The sequence below is a fragment of the Mesobacillus sp. ABV4_180 genome, assembly GCF_056158485.1.
Window position 1 is genome coordinate 1,811,278 of sequence record NZ_JBSWTJ010000001.1, and the last position, 24,194, is coordinate 1,835,471.

The window sequence follows — 24,194 nt, forward strand, 5'->3', positions numbered from 1 at the left end:
TCAGCCTGTTTTTAATTAAGCTTTCTCGTAAAAGGACTTTCTTGTGGTTGGGAATGGCATTTTTATTTTACGAGAAATCTTTCATACATAGCTTAGGTGTCAACCGGGCCTGGGCATAAAAAATCCCTCCTGCATGGAAAATGGGCGGAAAGAACTGTATTGGTTCGTGATGCTCAGCAGTGTTTTGCAGGATGCATAAGCTGGGTGGATAATTATGAAAATGAAGCTGTTATATACATATTTGAATTCTGATTTGACTTTGATTGAAAAAGAGCTTGAAGAGACAATCCAGGCAGAATCCCAGTTGCTTAGGCATGCAAGCCTTCATTTGCTGAAAGCAGGCGGCAAACGGATCCGTCCAGTATTCGTGCTTCTTGGTGGCAAATTCGGGAATTATGATATTGAGGTCATTAAGGATGTCGCTGTCTCTCTCGAACTGATCCATATGGCTTCCCTTGTCCATGATGATGTCATAGATGATGCGGAACTTCGCCGTGGCCAGCCTACAATCAAAGCAAAATGGGATAACCGGATTGCCATGTATACTGGTGATTATATTTTTGCGCGAGCGCTGGAGCTGATGACAAAAATCAAGGATCCAGTTGCGCACCAGATCCTCTCGGATACGATTGTCGAACTGAGTGTAGGGGAAATCGAGCAAATAAAAGATAAATATTATTTTGAGCAAAATCTGCGCAATTATTTGCTGAGGATCAAACGCAAAACGGCGCTCCTCATTGCTGCCAGCTGCCAGTTGGGTGCCGTCGTTTCAGGAGTACCTGAAAAGGACCATAAAAAGCTCTATCAGTTTGGCTATTATGTCGGAATGTCCTTCCAAATCACGGATGATGTATTAGATTTCACAGGAACTGAAAAAGAACTGGGCAAGCCTGCGGGGGGAGACCTGCTGCAGGGTAATATCACGCTTCCAGTCCTTTATGCCATGGAAGACGAACAGATCCGGAACAAGGTCAGGACCGTCCATGAAGGAATGGCCAGAGAAGAACTTGATGAGATTCTCCAGCTGGTACAGGAATCCGGTGCGATTGAGAAGTCACTTAACATCAGCGACCGTTACCTGGAAAAGGCACTTTCCATACTTGACGGACTGCCTCCAAACAAAGCAAAGAAGTCCTTGCGAGACATCGCCAAATTTATTGGAAAACGCAAGTATTAGCAAGTTGCGGATTTTTCAAAAAAATGATACTATTTCTAAGGATTGCTTTTGTAAGCGGTTCACATACATATAAGAATTAGGAGTGGAACTCATGGAAAAGACTTATTTGATGGTCAAGCCTGACGGAGTACAGCGTAACCTGATCGGTGAAGTTGTAGCCCGTTTCGAAAAGAAAGGCTTCCAGCTTGTTGGCGCAAAACTTATGAACATCCCAAGAGAACTTGCTGAAGAGCATTATGGCGAACACAAAGAGCGTCCATTCTTCGGCGAATTGGTAGATTTCATTACATCTGGCCCGGTTTTCGCAATGGTTTGGCAGGGAGAGAATGTAATCTCTACTGCACGCCAGATGATGGGTGCTACTAACCCTAAAGATGCAGCTCCTGGAACAATCCGCGGAGACTTCGGCGTCACTGTAGGCAAGAACGTGATTCACGGTTCTGACTCTTCAGAAAGCGCTGAGCGTGAAATCGGTTTATTCTTCAAACAGGAAGAATTGGCTGAATACAGCAAATTAATCAACGAGTGGGTTTACTAAAAAACTCTCAGGCACTTGTTCAAACAAGTGCCTTTTTTCTTTTTACAGAGGAAGTTTTTTTAAAAAAAATCTCTCTTGCACCATCATTATTCGTTATAATGAATTTGTCCAACTTTTTCTAGTTATGATAAGGAGCAAAATGATGCTGCAAGACTATGAAAACTTCATCGCGAAAATCTATCAAAAAACGGGTATAAATCTTTCTCTATATAAGGAAGCCCAAATGAAGAGAAGGTTGACCTCTCTCTATCAGAAAAAGGGTTATGCCTCTTTTAATGAGTTTTTTCATGCGCTTAGCAAGGATACCCAGCTTATGAACGAGTTTCTGGACCGGATGACGATTAATGTGTCGGAGTTTTATAGAAACGCAAAAAGATGGGAAGTACTTGATAAGGTCATCCTGCCCGAGTTGATCAGGAATAATCCGAATCCGAAAATTTGGAGTGCAGCTTGTTCGACTGGAGAAGAGCCCTATACATTGGCAATGGTGCTATCAAAACATTTGCCTCTAACGAAAATCCAGATCCTTGCGACAGATATTGACGAGAATGTAATCGCGAAAGCCAAGATTGGGGTGTACGCGGAACGCTCTCTTAATGAAGTTCCAAATGAAATTGTCAGAAAGTACTTTAGGCAAGACGGACCTTTTTACGAAGTGACGGAGGATATTAAAAGAACGGTAACCTTCAAGAAGCAGAATCTTCTGGCTGACCGTTTCGGAGGGCCGTTTGATTTAATTGTCTGCAGGAATGTCCTGATTTATTTTACCGAAGAAGCGAAAGAAAGTATCTATCATAATTTCAGCTCGGCATTGAAGCCTGGAGGAATCCTGTTTGTCGGCAGCACCGAGCAAATCTTCAATCCTGCTACATATAATTTCGAAACAGCAGATACATTTTTCTACAGAAAGAAGCAGTAACTGGGAGCCGGGTGTCCGAGCTCCCTTTTTCACATTGTCAGGATGGATAGCTGGGTTGTTTTTTGCGAGTCAGCACCCTACATGATAAAATGGCTTCATTCTGAAAAAGGAATAATAAAAATTTCAAAATTATAAATTTATTACTATTTTTCTTATGAACAGTGTGATATAGTATAAAAAATCCTTTAGCGAGTTGAAGGGAGAAAGTGTATGAGATACTTAACAGCCGGAGAATCACATGGACCACAGCTAACAACGATTATTGAGGGGATGCCTGCTGGTATGCCGCTCGTTGCAGAAGATATCAACAAGGAGCTTGCGCGCAGGCAGAAGGGACATGGGCGCGGAAGACGGATGCAAATCGAAAAGGATACAGTGCAAATCACTTCCGGGATTAGGCATGGGCAAACCCTGGGATCACCGATTGCGCTTGTTGTCGAAAATAATGATTGGAAGCACTGGACAGGAATTATGGGGCAGGAGCCTCTGGACGACCAGTCATCCGAAGAAGTGAAAAGGAAAATTTCCCGTCCCCGTCCTGGGCATGCTGACCTGAATGGTGCACTAAAATATGGTCATCGCGATATGAGGAATGTTCTCGAACGTTCTTCGGCCAGAGAAACGACTGTAAGGGTTGCCGCAGGGGCTGCAGCAAAAAAAATGCTTTCCTTACTGGGGATTGAGGTAGTTGCCCACGTTGTTGAAATTGGAGGCATAAAAGCTGAGAAACAGGATTTTACGACTCTTTCACAACTAAAGGAAGTAACAGAAGAATCCTCGGTACGCTGTTTTGATGAAGAAGCAGGGCTGAAAATGATGGTAGCAATTGACGATGCAAAGAAAAATGGTGACTCGATCGGGGGAGTTGTTGAAGTCATCGCAGAAGGAATGCCTGCGGGAGTCGGCAGCTATGTTCATTTTGACCGCAAACTTGACGCAAAGCTGGCAGCTGCGATTGTAAGCATCAACGCCTTTAAAGGGGTTGAATTTGGGATTGGCTTTGAAGCTGCCCGTAAACCTGGAAGTCAGGTGCATGACGAAATTGCCTGGGATGAGGGCCGGGGTTATTACCGCAAAACGAACCGATTGGGCGGATTTGAAGGTGGCATGTCAACAGGAATGCCAATTGTTGTCCGTGGGGTAATGAAACCAATTCCAACACTTTACAAGCCTTTGATGAGTGTGGATATTGAAACGAAAGAACCGTTTGCGGCAAGCATTGAACGATCTGACAGTTGTGCAGTGCCTGCAGCTGCTGTAGTTGCGGAAAGTGTTGTTGCCTGGGAACTTGCTTCTGCTCTCGTGGACCAGTTTTATTCAGATCGTTTTGACACGCTCAAAGCAACAATCGAGCTGCAAAGAAGGACTGTGAGGGATTTTTAATAATGCAACGGATCGAAATCCACACGAGCACAAAATCCTATCCTGTGTACATAGGTAACGGAGCGATAAAAAAACTTAAAGATATCCTTGAAGAGACCGCAGACACCTATACAAAGGTGATGGTCATTACCGATGAGAGGGTGGCTGAGCTTCATCTCCCTTATTTTCTGAAACAAACAGGGCTTACAGGAATAGTCGAAAAAATTGTACCTGCAGGCGAAAAAGCAAAAACTTTTGATGTCTATTATGATTGTCTTACTGCCGCACTGGAAAACAAGCTCGACCGTAAATCGATGATTATATCTTTTGGCGGAGGTGCTGTAGGTGATCTGGCTGGGTTTGTAGCTGCATCCTACATGAGGGGAATCCGTTTCATCCAGGTGCCGACAACGATTTTGGCGCATGACAGTGCTGTTGGGGGCAAAGTGGCAATCAATCATCCATTAGGAAAGAACATGATTGGGGCATTCCATCAGCCAGACGCTGTTGTATACGATCTTGATTTCATCGATTCTCTGCCAGATCAAGAGCTCAGATCAGGTTTTGCAGAAGTCATAAAGCACGCACTTATAAGTGATGAAAGCTTTTATTATGGGCTCAAAGAGGAAATCAGGACTTTAAAGAAAATTGAAAATCAGAAGCTGCTGGATTTTTTATCAAGAGGAATCCAAATTAAAGGTTCCATTGTCGCTGAAGATGAACGGGAAGCAGGGGTCCGCGCCTATCTGAACTTCGGTCATACACTAGGCCATGCAATTGAAGCAGAAGCAGGATATGGTAAAGTGACTCACGGTGAGGCCGTTGCGATTGGGATGGTATTTGCACTTCAATTAAGCAAGGAAATGCTGGGTATGGATTTTTGCCTGGAACATTTCACTTCGTGGCTAAATAGTCTTGGATACAGAACGTCAATGACAAATGGATTTATAGTGGAAAAATTGCTTTTACGGATGAAGCAGGATAAAAAATCGGTCAACGGAACAGTAAGGTTCGTACTGCTCAAAGAGATCGGGATACCGGTACTCGTTGAAGTGGATGAAACCCTGCTGTTAAAGAAACTGGAAAGATTTTTGGAGGAGGGGCAAAATGATCAGAGGAGTTAGAGGCGCGATTACGGTGAACAAGAATGATGTCGAAGAAATTGTATCGGCAGCTGAGAGGCTTCTAAGAGAGGCGATCAGCGCCAATAATATTGTCCCGGAAAACGTTGCCTCCATCTTTATATCTGCAACAGAGGATATTAATGCTGCTTTTCCTGCAAAGGCTTTGAGGAATTTAGAGGGCTGGACCTATGTTCCAGTGATGTGCATGAAGGAATTGTCTGTCATCGGTTCACTACAAATGTGCATCAGGGTGATGATCCATGTTAATACCGAAAAAAATCAGGATGAGATCAGGCACATCTATCTTGACGGGGCGGCACAATTACGTCCAGATCTATAATTTTCTTCTTTTTCTGAAGCGGTAAAAGGTGTATGATAAATTCATATTCTTTATCACTTTAATTAGATAACGAACTAAAGAGAAGTTTAGATGAGGTGGATAAGATGAGATGGAAAGAGCAGCTTTTAAAGCTGAAACCATACCAGCCGGGTAAATCAACCAATGAAGTGAAAAGGCAGTATGGTCTGTCGGAAATCGTGAAGTTAGCATCAAATGAGAACCCCTTTGGATCTTCAGAAAAAGTGATGGATGAGATTGCTCGCTTCTCTGGCAAATTTTCAGTTTATCCGGATGGATACGCAACAGAACTGCGAACCAGGCTTGCAGCTCACCTTGGTGTAAAAGAAGGTCAGTTAATACTTGGGAATGGATCGGATGAAATTATCCAGATGATATCGAGGGCGCTTTTATCTCCTGACAACAATACTGTAATGGCAGCCCCTACGTTTCCGCAATATAAACACAACGGAATTATTGAAGGCAGTAAAGTAAAAGAACTTCCACTCGTGGATGGCGCGCACGATTTGGAAGGAATGGCTGCGGCAATAGACGCCAAAACTTCAGTAGTCTGGCTATGCTCGCCGAACAATCCGACTGGAATGTATATTAAAGAAGCTGAGCTGCTAGCTTTCCTGAAGCGAGTGCCTGATGATGTGCTTGTTGTACTTGATGAAGCGTATTTTGAATATGTGACCGCAGAGGATTTTCATGATTCGCTAAAACTGCTGGAACAGTATAAAAATGTGATAGTTCTGCGGACTTTTTCGAAAATTTATGGCCTGGCCAGCTTCAGGGTAGGGTATGGCATTGCTCATGAAGAGACAATAAAGGCACTTGAGCCAGTAAGGGAGCCTTTTAATGTCAATACATTAGCGCAGGCTGCTGCAATGGCTGCACTTGATGACCAGGAATTCGTTGAAACGTGCAAAAAGGAAAATCGCGCAGGATTAGATCAATTTTACAAGTTTTGTGAAGAGGCTGGATTGAACTATTATCCTTCTCAAGGCAATTTCATACTGATTGATTTTCAATCGGATGGCCAGGAGGTATTTCAATTCCTGCTGGAGAGAGGGTTCATCGTCCGGTCCGGTAAGGCTCTTGGTTTCCCTGCTTGTGTAAGGATCACCATAGGATCGAACGACCAGAATGCTGCCGTTATTGAAAAGATAAGAGAGTATCTGAAAGTTAATGCTGCAATAACAAAATAAGGGCGTGAAATTATGCTGGAAGGCCGCGTATTTATCATTGGGCTAGGATTAATCGGCGGCTCGCTGGCATTGTGTATAAAAGAGGCACATCCTAAAGCTGTTGTAGTCGGATTCGATGTGGATGAACATCAACTCAATCTTGCCAGGATGCTGGACATCATAGATGAAACAGCAGACAGTATAGAATCAGAAGCTGTTGAAGCAGATGTTATCATCATCGCAACCCCTGTGGCAGTTGCCGGACAGGTTCTTGAATTGTTAGCCAGTTTGACTTTGAAGAAGGACGTCATCGTCACCGACACTGGAAGTACTAAAGGATATATCGTTGAGAAAGCAAACTGCCTTAATGAAAATGGTGTTTCTTTTATTGGCGGGCACCCTATGGCGGGTTCCCACAAAAGTGGGGTTGCTGCTGCAAAGAAAATCTTGTTCGAAAACGCATTTTATCTACTCACGCCTTCACCAGATGTCCGAGCTGAGGATGTCGTATTGCTAAAAGAATGGCTTTCAGGTACTAAGGCTAAATTTCTGAATATCTCTGGAGAGGAGCATGATTACCTCACTGGGGTGATCAGCCATTTTCCACATATTATTGCGGCCTCACTGGTTCATCAGGCAGCCAGGGCCGATGAAGGGAATGCTCTCATTGCACGACTGGCAGCCGGTGGATTCAGGGACATAACCAGAATCGCCTCCAGCAGCCCAAAGATGTGGCGAGATATTCTGCTCCAGAACCGCAACATACTAGTTTCATTGCTATCCGACTGGCAGGTTGAAATGGACCGGGTCAAGGAATTATTGGATACTGGAGATGAAAATCATATTTTTGAGTTTTTCGATACAGCAAAAAAGTTCAGGGATGGTCTTGCCGTCAGCGACAAAGGAGCAATTCCGAGTTTCTATGATTTGTTTGTTGATGTTCCGGACTACCCGGGTGTTATTTCAGAAATAACTGGTTATCTTGCACAAGAAAGAATCAGCATCACTAACATCAGGATTCTTGAAACCCGGGAAGATATATATGGTGTGCTTGTAATCAGTTTTCAGACACCTGAAGACCGCAATAAGGCAAAGAAATGTATTGAAGCCCAGACTGACTATGGGACGTCTGAAGGATAGAAGAATGAAGGAGAAATAGTATGCCAGTTAAAAAGCTTGTTACGAAAACAACTTCATTGAAAGGTGTAATAACTGTCCCCGGAGATAAATCGATTTCCCACAGGTCCGTGATGTTTGGAGCAATTGCTGAAGGAGTCACACGTGTTCAAAACTTCCTTCCAGGTGAAGACTGTTTGAGTACGATCTCCTGCTTTCGTAAACTGGGAGTCGATATACAACAGGAAGGAACCAATGTGACGATTAACGGGAAAGGAATTCAGGGGCTCCAGGAACCAGAGGAGATTCTTTATGTCGGAAACTCCGGGACAACGATCAGGCTGATGATGGGAATCCTTTCAGGACTTCATTTCAGATCAAACCTCGAAGGCGATGAATCGATTGCAAAAAGGCCAATGACCAGGGTGACTCTCCCTCTGGGCAAGATGGGAGCAAAGATCTCAGGGAGGAATAATGGTGAATTTACCCCTCTGACTGTCGAGGGCCAAACATTGAAGGGCATTACATACGAATTGCCTGTTGCGAGTGCGCAGGTGAAGTCAGCAATCCTTCTTGGAGGTTTGCAGGCTGAAGGAACAACAACGGTCATCGAACCTGTCAAAACTAGGGACCACACTGAACGAATGATCACCCAGTTCGGCGGTAAAGTTGAGCGGTTTGGTGACCAGGTAACTGTTTATGGCGGTCAAAAGCTGCAGGGGACCGATATTAATGTTCCGGGAGATATATCATCTGCTGCCTTTTTCCTGGCAGCTGGAGCAATCATTCCGGGAAGTGACATCTTGCTCAAAAATGTCGGGTTGAACCCAACCAGGACAGGTATGATCGATGTCCTGAACTCAATGGGTGCAGATTTAACGATAGAGCAGTATGAAAATGAATCTTCCGAGCCAGCTGGTGATATCAGGATTAAATATTCCGAGCTTAATGGGACCCTTATCGAAGGTGAGCTGATCCCAAGGCTGATTGACGAAATTCCTATCATTGCCTTGCTTGCTACTCAAGCGAATGGCAGGACAGTCATCAAGGATGCTGCGGAATTAAAAGTAAAAGAAACGAACCGTATTGATACAGTTGTAAACGAGTTAAACAAGTTGGGTGCAAAAATTGAAGCAACAGAGGATGGCATGATCATTGAAGGGAAAGTCAGTCTTGGCGGCGGCACGGTGTCTGCACACGGTGATCACCGGATAGGGATGATGCTGGCAATCGCGGCGATGCTCTGCAATGAGGATGTTCAACTTGAACAAAGCGAATCTGTAGCTGTCTCGTACCCGGGTTTTTTTGAAGACTTGTATTCATTAGCTTGAAAACCAGTGCAACGATTGTTTTGAAAACTAATAGATTGTTTGCTGTGAAGGCCAATCCTGGGAAATGGATGGCCTTCTAATTTTTTTCTTATAAATTTCGAAGTAACGATCCCGTTATATTCTAAAGTTTTCAGCATAGTTTGTCATAAGGCCGATAAAGGAGTGGTTTTGTGACATACATTATTGAAAACATCCATTTATTAAAGGGGCAAGCAGTATCGTCAACAAGTATGCTAGTTGATGGCAAGAAGATCGTATCTGCAAGAACTTCATTCAATATGTACAATCATATGAGGATGGATGCACGCGAGTTTATCATGACCCCCACACATGTTCTCTTTGATCCCCTTTACTCGTTATCTGGAACTTTTCAGGAAAGAAAAGAATATTATCTGGATCATTTCATCATGAAAGGAAGCACGGTAGTTTTCACAGCAATCAGTGTCCAGTTTGAACGTGAACTGGAGGCAAAATTGAGAAAAGCAAAAAGCGATTTAATGGACAGTCCTATTGATTATGTGATCGGTGTCAGTATCCCACCTCGATTGCTGCATCCAGGTTTTATCAGAAAATGTAAGCGTGCAATGATTCCTGCGATATTCCTGGAGATCGATGATATAGACCATTTGACGAGAATTCCGTGGGGATGGATAAAGGAAGCCCTGTTTCCGTATAATTGCCCAATAATCCCGGTTTTTCCTGAATGCAAGAACAAAAAAGGAAAGCAGCATCAGCTTAATGTATGGACTGAGCTCATGAAAAAGGAGAAAGTTCCTTCAGTAAATGAAGACCTGGGCGGCAATGCACCGCTGTCTATGTCAATTTTAAAAAAGACCGGGATTTTCCCGAATAAATCCAATTTACACAGCGGCGGAGAGCTCAGTTATAATTTATATTACAGAAACGGAGAAACAACACACCGTGATGAACGAGGTTTATTCTTTCAATCCCAACAACTAGCTGTTACCGTAGACAAAGGTAAAGTCATTCGTGCTGGCAGCGAGGTTTATTATCGTCCTGGTAAGGGAGAGAATGTTATAATCAAGACACCAGGATTTTTTACAGATAATCGATGAACAAGCCCTCCGTTTTACTAGGAAAACAGGAGTGGCTTTAAAACAATAGATAGGATGATATAGATGGTCGCAGTTAATGAAATCACTAATTATATCGAAAACGGACAGCTGGAAAAAGCCATGTCTGCATACAAAGATATTCTTGCCAAAGGCAGTGACGAGGAAAAATTCCTCCTGTCCGAAGAACTGTTCCGTTTCGGGTTCATGGAAGAAACAGAAGCACTGCTTGAAAGTTTATTGAAAAACTATCCTGAAGAAGGAGAGCTGCATGTCCTGCTTGCTGAAACCAGAATTGAACTGGGAAAAGAAGAAGAAGCTATGCTCTCACTGGAAAAAGTGGACAAGTCAGATCCTTCATTTCCTCAGGCGCTGCTGCTGCTTGCTGACCTGTATCAAATGGAAGGCTTGTATGAGGTAAGTGAAACGAAATTGCTTGAGGCAAAAAGAATGCTGCCACAGGAACCAGTGATTGATTTTGCCATTGGAGAGCTTTACACACATCAGGGCAAACTTGCAGAGGCAATCCAATATTATGAGACAGTCTTGAAAACGCACGAGGAAATCGGCGGTGTGAATATTAATCAAAGACTGGCTGAAACCTTGAGTGCGGGAGGATCTTTTGAAGAAGCACTCGAGTTCTATGAAAAAGCGATTGATCAAAAACTGGAAATAAACACCTTATTCGGTTATGCTTTCACCGCTCTTCAGGCGGGCTATAATAAGACGGCAATCGAAAAATTTGAAGAACTCAAAGCACTCGATCCCGAGTACCACTCATTATATTTATACCTTGCTAAGGCATATGAAAGAGAAGAAATGGCCGAAGAAGCCTTTGAAACTGTTAAACAGGGAATGGAACAGGATGAATTCAATAAAGATCTATATTTCTATGGCGGGAAATTGGCGTTAAAACTTCCAGACGAAGAAACGGCTGAAAAACTGCTCCGCGAGTCAATCGCGCTCGATCCAGGTTTTACAGAAGGAGTGCTCGTGCTGAACAAACTGTTGATCAGACAGGAGCGTTTTGAAGACGTGCTTGACCTTATTCGTGAAGCCGATATTCATGAAGAGGAAGAGGAACCGCAGCTCCTTTGGGATGAAGCTGTCGCATATCAGCATATTGAAGATTTTTCACAGGCATTAAACAAATACCATCTGGCATATACTTTCTTTAAAGACAACAAAGAATTTTTATCGGATTACGGATATTTTTTAATTGAAGAAGGAAAAATGGCCGAGGCTGCCGAAATTTTTAGTAAGTTAGTTGAAAAAGAACCAGGCAATGAAGAGTTCCGTGAACTGCTGGAGAGATTAACGGAGAATCAGTAACATTAAAAAATGTGAGTTATGCAGAGGAGGGATTCAAAAATGACAACCCCTGTATCTGTCAACGAGAAGAAGGATTTTATCCGCTGGTTTTTAAACCATTACCAGCTTAAAAGGCGGGAATGCGTTTGGATCCTTAACTACTTGATGAGCCATGACCAGCTGATGGAAAAAGTCCACTTTGTGGAGAATGCACAGTATTGTCCAAGGGGATTAATCATGTCGACCCATTGCGTTGATGAAGTACCTTTCCGTTTCTTTAAGGAAAATGTAATGACGACAGACGCAGAAAAGTCTTTCCATGACATTCGTTTGAACAGGGAAGAAGAAATTTACATCCAGCTAAATTTCCATGCTTCAAACAAGGCTCACCAGTTTGCGGCTGTATTGGAAGAGAACCCTTTTATGCCTGGGCAGCTCCAAATCACTGAAAGCGATAAAATGGTAGCTGAAAGATTCCTTGAGGAGAGTATCCAGAAGTTCCAAAAAGACAAATTATTGAACCTGATCGACCAGGCGCTGGACAGCCAGGACCAGGAAGCTTTTGCTCACCTGACAGAACGATTAAAGAGACTAGGCGCAGTCAACTTATCATAGCTTGCTTTAACAGCAGGCTTTTTATTTTGCGTTTTTATATGCCGGAAACCATTCGAAAACTTGCCATAATAATGATATTATATTTAATGGAATATTTACTGGATGGAGTTGGTAATATGAGATGGGTTTCTGCAGACGTCGATATGTATCAAAAGGCTGCTGAATATGTGGATACAGCGATCATACCACTTATGCCTGTATCTTTTGGGGAAGATATGAAACAAAATGCTTCAATGGCAGAATTTGTGGGAATACTTACAGCACAGCTTGAAAAGCAATTTAAGGGACGGATTTTTCTATTGCCGGGATTTGCATACATAAAAGGAAATGAAGGAAGCCTTAATGCCTTGCTGGATTGGGAAAATACTTTATTGGACAAGCAGTTTAAGCATGTGTTTTATATAACATCAGACAGCGGCTGGAGGCAGAATGAGAAGGAGCTTTCCGGGAACCTGTTATGGCTCCCTTCACTGCCATTGGAAAACATGCAGGAACAGCAGAAGGTTTCAATTGTAGATGACCAGGTGAAGCAGCTATTATCATTGTTTACAGAAAAATGGCAGGACGACTAATGTCCGTGTTAGCTTTATCGCGGCTAAAAATGTTTTCAACATAGTATTATATTGATTTTGTAATGAGATTGATATATCATGGTTATGTCCTAGTTTTAAAATGTGTTTAAATTATGTCCGTTGGGGACTTAACTTGGAAATAGAGGGGGGAATAACGTGAGTAAGCATCGTGTTTCAAGACGTCAATTCTTAAACTATACTCTAACAGGTGTAGGCGGTTTCATGGCTGCAGGTATGCTGATGCCAATGGTTCGTTTTGCCGTTGATCCTATGCTTAAGGCAGAAGACGCAGGAGATTTTATCGCGACTCCATTGAAGATCGCAGATATTACAAATGAACCGCAAAAAGTCAACTTTACATTCACTCAAAAAGATGCATGGTATGAATCCGAAGAAACGGGAACAGCTTGGGTTTTCAAAAACGAAGCTGGGGAGACTATTGCACTGTCTCCGGTATGTAAACACCTTGGATGTGTTGTAGACTGGAATACGGATAAGAAAAATCAAAACAAGTTCTTCTGTCCTTGCCACTATGGCCTTTACGAAAAGGATGGAACAAACGTGCCAGGCACTCCGCCATTGGCACCATTGGATGTATATCCAACAAAAGAAAAAGACGGGTTCCTTTATGTAGGAAAAGCCGAACCACGAAAGGGGGCGTAATCTTTGTTAAACAAAATTTACGATTGGGTAGATGAGCGTTTGGATATTACGCCTTTGTGGCGCGATATCGCAGACCATGAGGTTCCTGAGCACGTTAACCCGGCGCACCACTTTTCCGCGTTCGTGTATTGCTTTGGCGGTCTGACGTTTTTCATCACTGTCATTCAGATCCTATCTGGTATGTTCCTGACAATGTATTATGTTCCGGACATCAAGAACGCATGGGAATCTGTATATTATCTTCAAAATCAAGTAGCATTCGGACAAATTGTCCGCGGTATGCATCACTGGGGTGCGAGCCTTGTCATCGTTATGATGTTCTTACATACGCTTCGCGTGTTCTTCCAGGGCGCTTATAAAAAACCACGTGAATTGAACTGGGTTGTCGGAGTTTTGATTTTCTTTGTTATGCTGGGTCTGGGCTTGACAGGATACTTGCTTCCATGGGATATGAAAGCATTATTCGCAACGAAGGTTACCCTGCAGATCGCAGAAGCGGTTCCATTGATCGGACCATACATTAAAACATTGCTTTCCGGACATTCAACAATCGTTGGTGCTCAAACCTTGACTCGTTTCTTCGCGATCCATGTATTCTTCCTGCCGGCTGCACTTCTGGGCTTGATGGGAGCGCACTTCCTGATGATTCGTAAACAAGGTATTTCTGGTCCATTGTAAAATTTGAATGATCATGTTGTACGGATTGAATTCCGTTCAACCATACGGAAAAAGGAGGGGATTGCTCGATGCATCGTGGTAAAGGTATGAAGTTCGTAGGTGACTCACGTGTCCCTGCAGAACGTAAGCCTAATATTCCGAAAGACTACTCGGAATACCCTGGCAAAACGGAAGCGTTTTGGCCTAACTTCCTGTTGAAGGAATGGATGGTTGGTGCTGTTTTCCTAATCGGATTCTTGAGCTTGACTATTGCTCACCCGTCTCCGCTTGAGAGGATTGCAGATCCGACAGATACAGCGTATATTCCATTGCCAGACTGGTATTTCTTATTCTTATATCAATTGCTTAAATATTCTTATGCATCTGGACCTTATACAGTAATCGGGGCTCTTGTAATTCCAGGTCTTGCATTTGGCGCGCTTATGCTTGCTCCATTTATTGACCTTGGTTCTGAACGCCGCCCATCCAAGCGTCCGCTTGCTACTGGTTTTATGCTCTTGTCACTTGCTGGTGTATTCTATCTGACGTGGGAATCCGTTGACCACCATGACTGGGAAGCAGCCAAGAAGCAAGGTGCGATTTCAGATGTCGAAATCGACAAGAACTCAGATGGCTATAAGATTGCACAAGCTCAAACTTGTACATCATGCCACGGCGGTGAACTTGCCGGCGGTGCAGCAGCGCCAAGCTTAGTGGATACTAAAATGAGCGCTGAAGAAATCGCTGATGTTGCAAAGAATGGTAAGGGCAACATGCCTGCAGTTTTCAAAGGGACTGACGAAGAACTTAAGACACTTTCCGAGTTCATCGACGGCCTCAGCAAATAATGAACTACAGAGTCTGCAGGGAAACCTGCAGGCTTTTTTATTTGATGTGAAAGTTGAGATTTCACGCCGGGGCTGACCAAGGCGCCTCCGCTTTTCTTATACTTGGTTTATTTTCTATTAACTGCCATAATAGAGGTTAGAAAACTTTTGAATGGAGATTGTCAGATGATTAAGAGAATATATCCTTTGTTAGCCAATAGATCTGTTCTTTGGCTACTGTTCTGGGTAAATGTCCTTGGCACAGCCTATGGATACTATTGGTATAAATGGCAGCTGGTAGATACACCACCAGAATTCCTGCTATTTGTTCCTGACAGCCCGACTGCAAGCCTGTTTTTTGTCTTTGTGATCGCGGCATTCCTGATGGGGAAGAATTGGCCGCTAATGGAGGCGCTTGCGATTGTAAGTTTGTTTAAATACGGTATTTGGGCAGTGGTCATGAACCTATTGGTGTTTTGGGTTTCCGGACAGCTGGATTGGATCGGGCTCATGCTGATGGGTTCCCATTTTGCGATGGCTGTTGAAGGAGTTCTTTATTCTCCTTTTTACCGGATAAAGCTCTGGCATCTAGCTGTTGCAGCAATCGTAGTTCTCCATAACGAGATTATTGATTATGTATTCAAGATGATGCCAAGATACCATACGCTAGATTTATACATGGATCAAATCGCCTATTTCACATTTTGGCTAAGTGTCCTTTCCATAGGCATTGGTTATTATTTTGCTTTAAGGCCGAACAGGTTCAGCCTTTCGATAAAAACATTAAGGTAAGACCGGAAATTTGGTCTAACCCTGTCCACCCTCACATACATTTTAATAGAATTTAGAGGGGGGACAGGAATGAAGGCAAAATTACTAATAATAATTTCGGTGCTATTCTTAATTGCACCTTTCGCAGCATTTGCAGAACCAACGTCGCCTGTGGAGGAACTTGATAATATTTCAGATCAAGCACTGCAAATGGTGAAGCTTCACCGTTATGAAGATGCGGACAGGCTGTTGAAGCACTTTTCCGAAGAGTTCTTGACAATTACCGGTGATGGCCATGTGTTTTCAATGGATGAATTGCGGATCATCACAGTAGCCCATGATGAAGCAATTGAAGCTGTAGCTAATGCAGAATTGGGACATACTGAAAGAATGAACCGTGTAACAAAGTTCAGGCTTGCGATTGATGCGATTGCATCTACCCATCAGCCATTATGGACAGAGATGGAAGGCCCGATCATGACGGTTTTCAGTGAAATGAAAAACGCTGCTTTCGAAGGTGACAATGACCAATTCCATTCAAATCTAAACTCATTCCTTTCTTTATATAATGTGATTTATCCAAGTCTGAAAATTGATATCACCCCGGAAAGAATCCAAAAGGTTGATGCCAAGGTGAGCTATATTGACCAATATCGGCCACAGGTGTTGAATGAAGCTTCCAGCAAGGAAGAACTCGCAGCACTGGAATCAGACTTGCAGAATATTTTTGATGAGATGACGGAGGATGAAGCGGACCCTTCCTTATGGTGGGTGATGATTTCAACAGGAAGTATTATCATCCTTACATTGTCTTATGTAGGGTGGAAAAAGTATAAAGGGGACAATGAGAAGACGAAAAATGTCCAAAAAGAGCGGAAAAATTGACACCGAATTTCAGCATATATAAAATAATGGTTAACAACTAGAGCTGTTAGGAGGTTCTCGATGTATTTAATTTACTTTGCAATCATTATTCTGATCCCGCTTTGGGCTCAATTCAGAGTAAAGGGAGCATTTAAAAAATATTCACAGGTTCCTTCATCTTCCCAGATGACTGGTGCTGAAGTAGCGCGTAAAATTTTGGATGATAATGGACTATATAATGTGGGTGTTGAAGAGACAAGAGGGTATTTGAGTGATCATTATGATCCCCGCTCAAAGGTCGTCCGACTATCATCACAGAACTTTTTTGGCCATTCAGTAGCAGCAGCAGCCATTGCTGCCCACGAGGTTGGCCATGCGATCCAGGATGCTGAGGATTACTCCTTCCTTCGTTTCCGGCATGCATTAGTTCCGGTAGCCAATCTAGGTTCCAACTTTTCATGGATCCTGATCATGATCGGCATTTTTGCTAATTTGAGCGGAATGCTATTGCTTGGTATTCTGTTCATGGCAGCGGCGGTTGTATTCCAGGTCATCACGCTTCCGGTTGAATTCAACGCATCAAACCGGGCAATGGATCAGGTAGTATCGGCCGGGATCATCAGGAATGATGAGGAAAGAGAAACAAAAAAGGTACTGAACGCCGCAGCATTAACATACGTAGCTGCCGCAGCAGTTGCGGTTCTAGAGCTAGTAAGGTTAGTGTTGATTTATACAGGAATGACAAGGGAAGAATAAAAAAATCCGGACAGGTCATGTCCGGATTTCTTTATCTTTCCAGGGGCAGTTTGTTTTCATCGAGGGTGAAGCCTTCACCCAGCACGTCATGAACCACGGTTACTGATACAAAAGCATGAGGGTCAACCGAATTGATCACATGTTTAAGCCGTACGATTTCATTCTTTGCTACAACGCAATATAATACATCTCTTTCAGCTTTCGTATAGGAGCCAACAGCTTTTAAGCTGGTGACACCTCGGTCCATCTCCTTCATGATCTTCGCGGCGATATCTTCATTTTTGTCTGAGATGATCATCGCGCCCCTTGCTGCATACGAACCTTCCTGCATGAAATCGATCACCCTGGCTCCTACAAAGACAACAACAAGTGTATACATTGCTTCCCGGTAGTCCAAATATGTAAGAAGGGATAGTGTAATAACGCCAAAATCGAACATGAACATCGTCCGGCCCATCGTCCAGCCAAAATACTTCTGTGCAAGCCTTGCGATGATATCGACTCCGCCAGTAGTTCCGCCATATCGGAAAATGATACCCAGGCCTATCCCGATGAATACACCGGCAAATAGGGCAGCTAAAAATAAATCTTCATACAAAGGCATTTCAATTTGATACTTTTGAAAGATGCCCAGAAAAATTGATACACCTACTGTTCCGATGATCGTATATAGGAATACGCTTCGGCCGAGCAGCTTCCATCCAAGGAAGAACAACGGAAGGTTTAACAGCAAATTAGTGATTGAAGGGGACCAGCCGAATACAAAATAAAGCAAAAGTGTAATGCCGGTAAATCCACCCTCTGCGAGGTTATTCTGCATATTGAAGTGAACGAGTCCGAAAGAAAAAATAGCCGCACCAAGCAGAATGAACACAATGTTTTTTAGTTTTAGGCCATACAGCAAAAAAATTCCTCCTATTGCACGACTATAAATCTGAAATGTGGGGTTCTATTTACAATTGCTTAAATAAAACCTAAGCGGGTTTTGTCGCTTTGTTGATTGCAACGGAAATCAACAGGGCTATTATATAAAATATATCCATCAAGGGCAATCTTTTACAGGAAGCCTGATTATAGATAGAATTTTCTGTTGATATTGCCGATAGCAGCTTCTTTGGAAGCAGTCAGAAAAAAGGTATTTAAAGACTGACCTGCCTGTTTTAGTTTGAAATAAAAATATTTGTCAAAGCCACTTCATTAAGCTAACATCGAAATAGATGAATCTACATAAGAAGGTGAGTAAATGAGTACCAATAAGACTGTTAAAGAACTTCAACAGGAAGTGGATTCTTATATTGGACAATTTAAAGAGGGATATTTCAGTCCGCTTGCTTTGATGGCCCGTATGACCGAGGAACTTGGGGAACTGGCTCGTGAAGTGAACCATTATTATGGAGAAAAGCCCAAAAAGAGTGATGAAGAAGAAAAAACAATTGAAGAAGAGCTTGGGGACATGTTATTTGTGATGATCTGTTTCGCAAATTCTTTAAATATTGATCTTGAAGAAGCCCATGACAGAGTGATGAATAAGTTCAACACTCGGGATAAAGACCGCTGGACCAGAAAAGATAGCTAAAGGAGCTAAGGAAATGGATAATGTGAAAATAGTCATTGCAGGCCCTAGGGGCAGAATGGGGAAAGAAGCTGTCGAATTAGTTCTGGGAACAGAAGGGTATGAGCTTTCCGGAGTTGTGGACAGGAAACATGATGGAATGAAATTAGGAGAAATCGAGGGATTTCCAGAAAGTGATGCACTGATTTACACTGATTTCGAAAAATGCCTTCAGGACGTTCAGCCGGATGTGCTGATTGACCTGACAACTCCAGAGGTTGGAATGTTCCATACGAAGACAGCTTTGAAATATAAAGTCCGTCCAGTGGTAGGGACAACAGGTTTTACAAAAGAGGATCTTGAAGAACTTGAGCAGCTATGTACGGAACAGGAGACAGGATGTATCATCGCTCCGAATTTTGCAGTCGGGGCAGTGCTGATGATGAAATTCTCCCAAATGGCTGCAAGGTACTTCAGTGATGTCGAAATCATAGAACTGCATCATGACCAGAAGCTGGATGCTCCATCTGGGACAGCTGTAAAAACGGCTCAAATGATTGCAGACGTCCGGGAGCCTAAAAAACAGGGGCACCCTGAAGAAAAGGAAACCATCCAGGGAGCACGTGGGGCTGACTATGAAGGCATGCACATACATTCAGTCAGGCTGCCTGGTTTAATTGCCCATCAGCAAGTGTTATTCGGGGCAGACGGGCAAACTCTTACAATCCGTCATGATTCCTATAACCGCAGCTCTTTCATGTCAGGTGTGAAGCTTGCTGTCGATACGGTCATGAAGATGGATTCTTTTGTATACGGACTAGAGAATATTATTGAATAGGGGAGAAACCATGAACATTGCCTTAATCGCCCATGATAAAAAGAAGGATGATCTGGTGGGTTTTGCGGTTGCATACAAAGAGATATTTGAAAAACATACACTCTATGCAACGGGAACGACAGGCTTGCGCATAATTGAAGCAACCGGTATGAAGATAGAGAGATTCCAATCCGGTCCGCTTGGCGGTGACCAGGAGATTGGTGCCCGCATTGCCAATAATCTCATGGATGCAGTGTTCTTCTTTCGGGACCCGCTTACTGCCCAGCCTCATGAGCCAGATGTGACTGCACTTCTAAGGCTTTGTGACGTATATTCTGTACCACTGGCGACAAATATGGGAACAGCGGAAATTTTAATCAAAGGCATTGAAAGAGGAGATCTTGACTGGCGAAATATTGTGAATGAGGAACATGGTGATAAAAATGGAAACAGCGAAGCTTGATATATTGGCGTTTGGTGCCCATGCTGATGATGTTGAAATCGGAATGGGCGGAACAATTGCCAAATATGCTGCCGAAGGAATGAAAATAGGGATCTGCGATTTAACGGAAGCGGAAATGTCTTCGAACGGAACGGTTGCCATAAGGAAACAGGAGGCGGCAAAGGCTGCGGAAATCCTGGGTGTAGTTGTGAGGGATACGCTTGGTTTGCCAGATAGAGGCCTTTTCTTAAAGGAAGAGTACATAAAGGAAATCGTTAGAGTAATCAGGCAAAAACGTCCGAAGATTGTCTTTGCACCTTATTTTGATGACCGTCATCCTGATCACGGCAGCTGTGCCCGCCTTGTCGAGGAGGCGGTCTTTTCGGCAGCAGTCAGGAAATATGATGAGGATTTCGGCTTGAAGCCGCACAGGCCTGAAGCTTTGTATTTTTATATGATCAATGGATTCCATAAACCGGACTTCGCAGTCGATGTTTCCGGGTTTATGAAGAATAAAATTGATGCATTGAATGCGTATGAAAGTCAATTTTCAAAAGGGGATGGCACTTACGACACTCCGCTTGTTAATGGCTATATTGAATCTGTAGAGGCTCGTGAAATGTTATTTGGAAAAGAAACGGGCGTTTCGTATGCGGAAGGCTTTAAGTCTAAAAAGCCCTTGTTAATTCACAAGGATCTGTTAGGGGAAGAATTATGAGGAAACTAAAAATCGGTATTACCTGCTACCCTACAGTTGGAGGGTCAGGGGTAGTTGCCACGGAACTTGGTAAGCTGCTGGCGGAGAAAGGACATGAAATTCATTTCATTTCTTCGAGCCTTCCATTCCGCCTGAAGAAAATGTACAGCAATATTTTTTCACATGAGGTAGAAGTGAATCAATACTCTGTTTTTCAATACCCTCCCTATGATATTGCGCTTGCAAGCAAAATTGCCGAAGTGGCTGTGCTCGAAAATTTGGATGTTCTGCATGTGCATTATGCGATCCCTCATGCTGTTTGTGCGATTTTGGCACGCCAAATGAGCGGAAGAGATCTGAAAATTGTCACCACCCTCCATGGTACGGATATCACGGTGCTGGGATACGACCCCTCTCTTACTGATGCGATCCGATTTGGAATTGAAAAATCAGACCATGTCACAGCTGTATCGAATTCATTGATCACTCAGACATATGAACTGATCAAACCGAAGAAACAAATAGACTGCGTGTATAATTTCATTGATACACGTGTGAATACTCGTACTGATTCTGAAGAATTACGGAAAGCTTATGGAATCCTTCCTGAAGAAAAAGTGATCATCCACGTTTCCAACTTTCGTCCGGTAAAAAGAGTGCCGGATGTAATCAGGACTTTTGCCGGAATACTGGAGCAGATGCCAGCTAAACTATTGCTGGTTGGTGACGGGCCAGAAATGAAGACTGTCTGTAATCTTGCGGGAGAATTAGGGATCCGGGATAAAGTCCTGCTTCTCGGAAAACAAGAAAGAGTGGAAGAACTCTATTCTTTAAGTGATTTAATGCTCCTGCTTTCAGAAAAAGAAAGCTTTGGTCTCGTTGCCCTGGAAGCGATGGCATGCGGCGTTCCCTGCATCGGCACAAATGTGGGCGGGATTCCAGAAGTGATCGTTGAGGGAGAAACAGGGTATATATGCGAACTAGGAAATATCGAGGAGATAACAGATAAGGCTGTGGAAATTCTCTCGAACCCGGAAATCCACAAACGGTTTGCTTTAAATTCAATAGATCGGGCCGAAAAAAAGTTCAGCGCTGAACAAATCGTCTCAGAATATGAAAATATCTATTATAGCCTGATCGGGCAGGATGAAAAATGATAGACAAACCATTCCAGCAGGCTGTACCTGTTCTTGAATTAATCGAAAAATCCGGGTTTGAAGCTTATTTTGTCGGCGGCTCTGTCAGGGACCACATTCTGGGCCGAGAGATTGCTGATGTGGATATTGCAACTTCTGCGCTGCCGGAGGAATTGAAACAAATATTCCCTAAGACGGTCGATGTGGGCATCGAGCATGGAACCATTCTTGTCCAATACAAAGGCAGCTCATATGAGATTACGACGTTCCGGTCAGAGTCAGGATACTCTGATTACCGAAGACCTGACAAAGTGTCATTTATCAGGTCTTTAAGGGAGGACCTTCAGCGTCGTGATTTCACGATGAATGCAATTGCCATGGATAAAGATGGTAAGATCATCGATCCATTTGCTGGCAAGGATGCAATACTTCAAAAGCAGATTGTCACTGTAGGAAGCCCGAATGAGCGTTTTGGAGAAGATGCTCTTAGGATGCTAAGAGCTGTCAGGTTCCTGTCACAACTGTCCTTTACAATTGAAAGGCATACTCTTGGCTCATTGCAGAACCTTTGTTACCTTCTCGAGAATATTGCAGTAGAACGCAAAGCGGTCGAATTTGAAAAGATGCTTCAGGGACCAAATCGAGGTGAAGGAATTCGGCTGCTTGCTGAAAGTGGCATGCATCAATATTTACCCGGCTTGAAGGGGCATCGTGAACATGTAATCCGTTTTTCATCCTTAATAGAGGATAACCTTGACCTAAGTGAAGCGTGGGTTTTGTTAATCTTAACATTAGGCTTAAAAGGCAAAGAAATCGAGAATTTCCTGAGGGCATGGAAACTTCCCATACAGAAAATCAGGAAGCTTAAACAGATTCATTCCTGGCTTATGCACCGTTGCGACCATCAATGGGATACAGAATCGGTATACAAAGCGGGCATGGAAACCGCATTAAGCGCCGAAAAGGTTTTTGGCTGCCTGAATGAGCAAGATGGGACAATGAGCATCATCAGAGAAATCCACAGCAGGCTTCCCATCAGACAAAGGACCGAACTGGATGTAACCGGAAATGATCTGATGTCCTGGTTGGAAAAGATGCCTGGACCATGGCTGCGTGAACTCCTGGAAGATATAGAACGGGCCGTGATTAACGGCGCAGTACCAAATGAAAAGGAGAAAATAAGGGAATGGCTGAGCGAGTCCAATCAGAAATCAGAAAGAAATTAATCGATGCCTTTACGAATAACGAATCGGAATATTTGTCCGGCCAGCATTTAGCTGATCTCGCAGGCTGTACCAGGACGGCAGTATGGAAGCATATTGAAGAGCTTCGCAAGGAAGGTTTTGAGTTCGAAGCTGTAAGGAGAAAAGGGTACAAAATTACCTCGATACCGGAAAACATGACTGCTGACAAAATCAAATTGGGATTGAAGACCGGATTTTTAGGCAAGAGTCTGCATTATCATGAGAGTGTGGAGTCCACCCAGAAAATTGCCTATAAACTAGCTTACGAAAATGCCGAAGAGGGCACAGTCGTAATTGCTGAAGAGCAGACTGCGGGAAGGGGAAGGATGGACCGTAAATGGCATTCTCCCAAATATACAGGCATATGGATGAGCATCATCCTCAGGCCTGCAATCCCTATTCCAAAAGCCCCGCAGCTAACATTGATTACTGCGGTGGGCGTAGTCCAGGCGATCGAGGAAGTGACAGGCTTGCTTCCGGAAATCAAGTGGCCGAATGATATTTTAATCAATGGGAAAAAGATAACCGGTATCCTTACCGAACTGCAGGCCGAAGCGGATCGCATCCATTCAGTCATCATTGGAATCGGCATAAATGTTAATATAAGAGAAGAAGATTTTCTGCCGGAAATACAATTTATCGCCTCGTCGCTTGCCATTGAAACTGGCGGTATTGTTGATAGGGAAAGATTGATAAGAACGATTCTGGAGAAACTGGAAAAGCTTTATTTACTTTATCTTGAATCAGGCTTCTTCCCAATTAAGCTGATGTGGGAAAGTTATGCCGTCAGTATTGGAAAGGCTATTACAGCCCGAACACTGACTGGGGAAATAAAGGGGAAAGCCATCGGTATTACCGAAGATGGAGTCCTTTTGATCGAGGATATAGATGGGAAGGTTCACAATATCTATTCTGCCGATATAAAAATAGATGAATAATTTCGTAAAGTAGCCAAAATAATAGTCATTTGCTATAATCAATCTGGGCGGTATCGTGAGAACTGCACCATGTTTTGATTGTTGATGAACATAATAAAATAGTTCTGCCTGGATCCGCGTATCGGACTGGGACAGAGGGATGAAACAAGTACAGGCTTCAAAGGG

Annotated in this window: 27 protein-coding genes; 26 read left to right on the top strand and 1 reads right to left on the bottom strand. The window is 43.3% G+C overall.

The window, feature by feature from the left end; genetic code table 11:
• Positions 1-214: 214 nt before the first annotated feature.
• The 19 genes from hepT to ACXAEA_RS09215 all read left to right on the top strand — a co-directional run bounded on the left by hepT (position 215) and on the right by ACXAEA_RS09215 (position 17,203).
• Positions 215-1,177, top strand: coding sequence for a heptaprenyl diphosphate synthase component II (hepT, locus tag ACXAEA_RS09125; RefSeq protein WP_475095580.1), 963 nt, complete (start codon positions 215-217; stop codon positions 1,175-1,177).
• A gap of 91 nt (positions 1,178-1,268) precedes the next feature.
• Positions 1,269-1,715 (top strand): nucleoside-diphosphate kinase, encoded by a 447-nt coding sequence (ndk, locus tag ACXAEA_RS09130; protein ID WP_475095581.1) that lies wholly within the window; start codon positions 1,269-1,271, stop codon positions 1,713-1,715.
• Between the two features lie 142 nt (positions 1,716-1,857).
• Positions 1,858-2,634, top strand: a complete 777-nt coding sequence (locus ACXAEA_RS09135; protein ID WP_475095583.1) for a CheR family methyltransferase — start codon at positions 1,858-1,860, stop codon at positions 2,632-2,634.
• A gap of 210 nt (positions 2,635-2,844) precedes the next feature.
• Positions 2,845-4,017 carry a chorismate synthase gene (gene aroC / locus ACXAEA_RS09140; protein WP_475095584.1) on the top strand — a complete coding sequence of 391 codons (1,173 nt, stop codon included), beginning with the start codon at positions 2,845-2,847 and terminating at the stop codon, positions 4,015-4,017.
• 2 nt (positions 4,018-4,019) lie between these two features.
• Positions 4,020-5,120, top strand: a complete 1,101-nt coding sequence (aroB, locus tag ACXAEA_RS09145) for a 3-dehydroquinate synthase (RefSeq protein WP_475095585.1) — start codon at positions 4,020-4,022, stop codon at positions 5,118-5,120.
• Positions 5,104-5,460 (top strand): chorismate mutase, encoded by a 357-nt coding sequence (aroH, locus tag ACXAEA_RS09150; RefSeq protein WP_475095586.1) that lies wholly within the window; start codon positions 5,104-5,106, stop codon positions 5,458-5,460. Before aroB ends, aroH begins: the two co-directional genes overlap by 17 nt.
• Positions 5,461-5,564: 104 nt before the next feature.
• Positions 5,565-6,668, top strand: a complete 1,104-nt coding sequence (hisC, locus tag ACXAEA_RS09155; RefSeq protein ID WP_475095587.1) for a histidinol-phosphate transaminase — start codon at positions 5,565-5,567, stop codon at positions 6,666-6,668.
• Between the two features lie 15 nt (positions 6,669-6,683).
• Positions 6,684-7,787, top strand: coding sequence for a prephenate dehydrogenase (locus ACXAEA_RS09160; protein ID WP_475098090.1), 1,104 nt, complete (start codon positions 6,684-6,686; stop codon positions 7,785-7,787).
• A 20-nt stretch (positions 7,788-7,807) separates the two neighbouring features.
• Positions 7,808-9,094, top strand: a complete 1,287-nt coding sequence (gene aroA, locus ACXAEA_RS09165) for a 3-phosphoshikimate 1-carboxyvinyltransferase (protein WP_475095588.1) — start codon at positions 7,808-7,810, stop codon at positions 9,092-9,094.
• Between the two features lie 170 nt (positions 9,095-9,264).
• Positions 9,265-10,170, top strand: coding sequence for a hypothetical protein (locus ACXAEA_RS09170; protein ID WP_475095589.1), 906 nt, complete (start codon positions 9,265-9,267; stop codon positions 10,168-10,170).
• Positions 10,171-10,233: 63 nt separating this feature from the next.
• Complete coding sequence (locus ACXAEA_RS09175; protein WP_475095590.1) at positions 10,234-11,499, top strand: tetratricopeptide repeat protein; 1,266 nt, start codon at positions 10,234-10,236, stop codon at positions 11,497-11,499.
• A gap of 39 nt (positions 11,500-11,538) precedes the next feature.
• Positions 11,539-12,093, top strand: a complete 555-nt coding sequence (locus tag ACXAEA_RS09180) for a ReoY family proteolytic degradation factor (protein WP_475095591.1) — start codon at positions 11,539-11,541, stop codon at positions 12,091-12,093.
• Between the two features lie 116 nt (positions 12,094-12,209).
• Positions 12,210-12,665 carry a YpiF family protein gene (locus ACXAEA_RS09185; RefSeq protein ID WP_475095592.1) on the top strand — a complete coding sequence of 152 codons (456 nt, stop codon included), beginning with the start codon at positions 12,210-12,212 and terminating at the stop codon, positions 12,663-12,665.
• A 156-nt stretch (positions 12,666-12,821) separates the two neighbouring features.
• On the top strand, positions 12,822-13,328 hold the full coding sequence (locus ACXAEA_RS09190) for a QcrA and Rieske domain-containing protein (protein WP_475095593.1): 507 nt from the start codon (positions 12,822-12,824) through the stop codon (positions 13,326-13,328).
• A 3-nt stretch (positions 13,329-13,331) separates the two neighbouring features.
• On the top strand, positions 13,332-14,006 hold the full coding sequence (gene qcrB, locus ACXAEA_RS09195; RefSeq protein ID WP_475095594.1) for a menaquinol-cytochrome c reductase cytochrome b subunit: 675 nt from the start codon (positions 13,332-13,334) through the stop codon (positions 14,004-14,006).
• 68 nt (positions 14,007-14,074) lie between these two features.
• Positions 14,075-14,833, top strand: coding sequence for a c-type cytochrome (locus ACXAEA_RS09200; RefSeq protein WP_475095595.1), 759 nt, complete (start codon positions 14,075-14,077; stop codon positions 14,831-14,833).
• Positions 14,834-15,001: 168 nt separating this feature from the next.
• Complete coding sequence (gene lhaT, locus ACXAEA_RS09205) at positions 15,002-15,604, top strand: lipoprotein heptaprenylglyceryl N-acetyltransferase LhaT (protein WP_475098091.1); 603 nt, start codon at positions 15,002-15,004, stop codon at positions 15,602-15,604.
• Positions 15,605-15,673: 69 nt separating this feature from the next.
• Positions 15,674-16,468: a sporulation protein YpjB gene (gene ypjB, locus ACXAEA_RS09210; RefSeq protein ID WP_475095596.1), complete on the top strand. Its 795-nt coding sequence runs from the start codon at positions 15,674-15,676 to the stop codon at positions 16,466-16,468.
• 60 nt (positions 16,469-16,528) lie between these two features.
• Positions 16,529-17,203: a zinc metallopeptidase gene (locus ACXAEA_RS09215; protein WP_475095597.1), complete on the top strand. Its 675-nt coding sequence runs from the start codon at positions 16,529-16,531 to the stop codon at positions 17,201-17,203.
• A 31-nt stretch (positions 17,204-17,234) separates the two neighbouring features.
• Here the strand turns inward: ACXAEA_RS09215 and ACXAEA_RS09220 are convergent, their stop codons facing one another.
• On the bottom strand, positions 17,235-18,107 hold the full coding sequence (locus tag ACXAEA_RS09220) for a YitT family protein (RefSeq protein WP_475095598.1): 873 nt from the start codon (positions 18,105-18,107) through the stop codon (positions 17,235-17,237).
• 339 nt (positions 18,108-18,446) lie between these two features.
• On the opposite strand from ACXAEA_RS09220, the gene ACXAEA_RS09225 reads away from it, so the two are divergent.
• From ACXAEA_RS09225 to ACXAEA_RS09255, 7 genes are read left to right on the top strand one after another with little or no spacing between them, the layout of a single operon-like run.
• Complete coding sequence (locus ACXAEA_RS09225; RefSeq protein WP_475095600.1) at positions 18,447-18,779, top strand: nucleotide pyrophosphohydrolase; 333 nt, start codon at positions 18,447-18,449, stop codon at positions 18,777-18,779.
• A gap of 13 nt (positions 18,780-18,792) precedes the next feature.
• A complete protein-coding gene (gene dapB / locus ACXAEA_RS09230) occupies positions 18,793-19,593 on the top strand; it encodes a 4-hydroxy-tetrahydrodipicolinate reductase (RefSeq protein ID WP_475095602.1) in 801 nt (266 codons plus the stop codon).
• Between the two features lie 10 nt (positions 19,594-19,603).
• Positions 19,604-20,035 carry a methylglyoxal synthase gene (gene mgsA / locus ACXAEA_RS09235; protein ID WP_475095603.1) on the top strand — a complete coding sequence of 144 codons (432 nt, stop codon included), beginning with the start codon at positions 19,604-19,606 and terminating at the stop codon, positions 20,033-20,035.
• Positions 20,016-20,732, top strand: coding sequence for a bacillithiol biosynthesis deacetylase BshB1 (bshB1, locus tag ACXAEA_RS09240; protein ID WP_475095604.1), 717 nt, complete (start codon positions 20,016-20,018; stop codon positions 20,730-20,732). The genes mgsA and bshB1 overlap by 20 nt, the downstream gene beginning before the upstream one ends.
• Positions 20,729-21,868, top strand: a complete 1,140-nt coding sequence (gene bshA, locus ACXAEA_RS09245; protein ID WP_475095605.1) for an N-acetyl-alpha-D-glucosaminyl L-malate synthase BshA — start codon at positions 20,729-20,731, stop codon at positions 21,866-21,868. The genes bshB1 and bshA overlap by 4 nt, the downstream gene beginning before the upstream one ends.
• Positions 21,865-23,073, top strand: coding sequence for a CCA tRNA nucleotidyltransferase (locus tag ACXAEA_RS09250; RefSeq protein ID WP_475095606.1), 1,209 nt, complete (start codon positions 21,865-21,867; stop codon positions 23,071-23,073). The genes bshA and ACXAEA_RS09250 overlap by 4 nt, the downstream gene beginning before the upstream one ends.
• Positions 23,034-24,029 (top strand): biotin--[acetyl-CoA-carboxylase] ligase, encoded by a 996-nt coding sequence (locus ACXAEA_RS09255; protein ID WP_475095607.1) that lies wholly within the window; start codon positions 23,034-23,036, stop codon positions 24,027-24,029. The genes ACXAEA_RS09250 and ACXAEA_RS09255 overlap by 40 nt, the downstream gene beginning before the upstream one ends.
• The last annotated feature ends 165 nt before the right edge of the window (positions 24,030-24,194 follow it).

Coding starts and splice junctions, on each gene's coding strand:
- hepT (WP_475095580.1), top strand. CDS start 215: ATGAAAATGAAGCTGTTATATACATATTTGAATTCTGATTTGACTTTG.
- ndk (WP_475095581.1), top strand. CDS start 1,269: ATGGAAAAGACTTATTTGATGGTCAAGCCTGACGGAGTACAGCGTAAC.
- ACXAEA_RS09135 (WP_475095583.1), top strand. CDS start 1,858: ATGCTGCAAGACTATGAAAACTTCATCGCGAAAATCTATCAAAAAACG.
- aroC (WP_475095584.1), top strand. CDS start 2,845: ATGAGATACTTAACAGCCGGAGAATCACATGGACCACAGCTAACAACG.
- aroB (WP_475095585.1), top strand. CDS start 4,020: ATGCAACGGATCGAAATCCACACGAGCACAAAATCCTATCCTGTGTAC.
- aroH (WP_475095586.1), top strand. CDS start 5,104: ATGATCAGAGGAGTTAGAGGCGCGATTACGGTGAACAAGAATGATGTC.
- hisC (WP_475095587.1), top strand. CDS start 5,565: ATGAGATGGAAAGAGCAGCTTTTAAAGCTGAAACCATACCAGCCGGGT.
- aroA (WP_475095588.1), top strand. CDS start 7,808: ATGCCAGTTAAAAAGCTTGTTACGAAAACAACTTCATTGAAAGGTGTA.
- ACXAEA_RS09175 (WP_475095590.1), top strand. CDS start 10,234: ATGGTCGCAGTTAATGAAATCACTAATTATATCGAAAACGGACAGCTG.
- ACXAEA_RS09180 (WP_475095591.1), top strand. CDS start 11,539: ATGACAACCCCTGTATCTGTCAACGAGAAGAAGGATTTTATCCGCTGG.
- ACXAEA_RS09185 (WP_475095592.1), top strand. CDS start 12,210: ATGAGATGGGTTTCTGCAGACGTCGATATGTATCAAAAGGCTGCTGAA.
- ACXAEA_RS09200 (WP_475095595.1), top strand. CDS start 14,075: ATGCATCGTGGTAAAGGTATGAAGTTCGTAGGTGACTCACGTGTCCCT.
- ypjB (WP_475095596.1), top strand. CDS start 15,674: ATGAAGGCAAAATTACTAATAATAATTTCGGTGCTATTCTTAATTGCA.
- ACXAEA_RS09215 (WP_475095597.1), top strand. CDS start 16,529: ATGTATTTAATTTACTTTGCAATCATTATTCTGATCCCGCTTTGGGCT.
- ACXAEA_RS09225 (WP_475095600.1), top strand. CDS start 18,447: ATGAGTACCAATAAGACTGTTAAAGAACTTCAACAGGAAGTGGATTCT.
- dapB (WP_475095602.1), top strand. CDS start 18,793: ATGGATAATGTGAAAATAGTCATTGCAGGCCCTAGGGGCAGAATGGGG.
- mgsA (WP_475095603.1), top strand. CDS start 19,604: ATGAACATTGCCTTAATCGCCCATGATAAAAAGAAGGATGATCTGGTG.
- bshB1 (WP_475095604.1), top strand. CDS start 20,016: ATGGAAACAGCGAAGCTTGATATATTGGCGTTTGGTGCCCATGCTGAT.
- bshA (WP_475095605.1), top strand. CDS start 20,729: ATGAGGAAACTAAAAATCGGTATTACCTGCTACCCTACAGTTGGAGGG.
- ACXAEA_RS09250 (WP_475095606.1), top strand. CDS start 21,865: ATGATAGACAAACCATTCCAGCAGGCTGTACCTGTTCTTGAATTAATC.
- ACXAEA_RS09255 (WP_475095607.1), top strand. CDS start 23,034: ATGGCTGAGCGAGTCCAATCAGAAATCAGAAAGAAATTAATCGATGCC.